Origin of the sequence: Microbacterium sp. NPDC091662 (assembly GCF_044756705.1) — a bacterium.
Classification (GTDB): Bacteria; Actinomycetota; Actinomycetes; order Actinomycetales; family Microbacteriaceae; genus Microbacterium.
Genome location: NZ_JBIVTM010000004.1, coordinates 1 through 1,641 on the forward strand (window position 1 = coordinate 1; position 1,641 = coordinate 1,641).

Consider the following 1,641-nt stretch of genomic DNA (forward strand, 5'->3'; position numbering starts at 1 on the left):
GGGGTTGGCAATGGATGAAGTCAGCAATGAATTTGTCTCTTTGGTCAGCATCAAACTCGCTGCGTTCACCGTTTTCCCGGTGTTCGTATGCATTTCTTTTTTACGGAGAGTTTGATCCTGGCTCAGGATGAACGCTGGCGGCGTGCTTAACACATGCAAGTCGAACGGTGAACACGGAGCTTGCTCTGTGGGATCAGTGGCGAACGGGTGAGTAACACGTGAGCAACCTGCCCCTGACTCTGGGATAAGCGCTGGAAACGGCGTCTAATACTGGATATGTGACGTGACCGCATGGTCTGCGTCTGGAAAGAATTTCGGTTGGGGATGGGCTCGCGGCCTATCAGCTTGTTGGTGAGGTAATGGCTCACCAAGGCGTCGACGGGTAGCCGGCCTGAGAGGGTGACCGGCCACACTGGGACTGAGACACGGCCCAGACTCCTACGGGAGGCAGCAGTGGGGAATATTGCACAATGGGCGCAAGCCTGATGCAGCAACGCCGCGTGAGGGACGACGGCCTTCGGGTTGTAAACCTCTTTTAGCAGGGAAGAAGCGAAAGTGACGGTACCTGCAGAAAAAGCGCCGGCTAACTACGTGCCAGCAGCCGCGGTAATACGTAGGGCGCAAGCGTTATCCGGAATTATTGGGCGTAAAGAGCTCGTAGGCGGTTTGTCGCGTCTGCTGTGAAATCCGGAGGCTCAACCTCCGGCCTGCAGTGGGTACGGGCAGACTAGAGTGCGGTAGGGGAGATTGGAATTCCTGGTGTAGCGGTGGAATGCGCAGATATCAGGAGGAACACCGATGGCGAAGGCAGATCTCTGGGCCGTAACTGACGCTGAGGAGCGAAAGGGTGGGGAGCAAACAGGCTTAGATACCCTGGTAGTCCACCCCGTAAACGTTGGGAACTAGTTGTGGGGTCCATTCCACGGATTCCGTGACGCAGCTAACGCATTAAGTTCCCCGCCTGGGGAGTACGGCCGCAAGGCTAAAACTCAAAGGAATTGACGGGGACCCGCACAAGCGGCGGAGCATGCGGATTAATTCGATGCAACGCGAAGAACCTTACCAAGGCTTGACATATACGAGAACGGGCCAGAAATGGTCAACTCTTTGGACACTCGTAAACAGGTGGTGCATGGTTGTCGTCAGCTCGTGTCGTGAGATGTTGGGTTAAGTCCCGCAACGAGCGCAACCCTCGTTCTATGTTGCCAGCACGTAATGGTGGGAACTCATGGGATACTGCCGGGGTCAACTCGGAGGAAGGTGGGGATGACGTCAAATCATCATGCCCCTTATGTCTTGGGCTTCACGCATGCTACAATGGCCGGTACAAAGGGCTGCAATACCGCGAGGTGGAGCGAATCCCAAAAAGCCGGTCCCAGTTCGGATTGAGGTCTGCAACTCGACCTCATGAAGTCGGAGTCGCTAGTAATCGCAGATCAGCAACGCTGCGGTGAATACGTTCCCGGGTCTTGTACACACCGCCCGTCAAGTCATGAAAGTCGGTAACACCTGAAGCCGGTGGCCTAACCCTTGTGGAGGGAGCCGTCGAAGGTGGGATCGGTAATTAGGACTAAGTCGTAACAAGGTAGCCGTACCGGAAGGTGCGGCTGGATCACCTCCTTTCTAAGGAGCATCTGACTC

At 55.6% G+C, this 1,641-nt stretch carries 1 rRNA gene; it reads left to right on the plus strand.

From position 1 onward, the window contains the following. Positions 1-99: 99 nt before the first annotated feature. Positions 100-1,623: ribosomal RNA gene (locus ACIQLD_RS18690) — 16S ribosomal RNA — on the plus strand. The last annotated feature ends 18 nt before the right edge of the window (positions 1,624-1,641 follow it).